1 protein-coding gene is annotated in these 397 nt (G+C 66.8%); it reads right to left on the bottom strand.

Annotated features, from left to right (window positions below; genetic code table 11):
- Positions 1 to 397 (bottom strand): ABC transporter substrate-binding protein (locus tag M8J74_RS44275; RefSeq protein ID WP_249841784.1); only part of this gene is annotated, 397 nt, incomplete at both ends.

The following is a 397-nucleotide window of genomic DNA, read 5'->3' as shown; positions in this document are numbered from 1 at the left end:
CAGGGCCTTGCCGGAGTCGGCGGCCAGCTGCCTGTTCGCCGCGGCCTTCGCCGCATCCGGGTCGGCGTTGATCCACTTGTTGGACTCCACCGACGCCTTCAGCACGGCCTCCACGGCCCTCGGGTGCTTTTTGAGGAAGCTCTGCCGCACGATGATGTTCGTGATCACGAACTTCTTGCCGGGCCACAGCGTCGCCTCGTCCAGCAGGACCTTGCCGCCCTCGGCGACCAGCTTGGAGGCGGTCGGCTCGGGCACCCAGGCGCCGTCGAGGGAACCGGACGTGTAGGCATTTGGGATGGTCTTGTTGTCGGTGCGGACGACACTCACGTCGCCCTTACCGCTCTGCGGGTCGACCCTCCAGCCCTGTTCGGCAACCCAGTTGAGGAAGGCCACGTCC

The sequence above is a fragment of the Streptomyces panaciradicis genome (assembly GCF_023516615.1).
Classification (GTDB): domain Bacteria; phylum Actinomycetota; class Actinomycetes; order Streptomycetales; family Streptomycetaceae; genus Streptomyces; species Streptomyces panaciradicis.
This window is presented reverse-complemented; position numbering and strand designations above follow the sequence as displayed.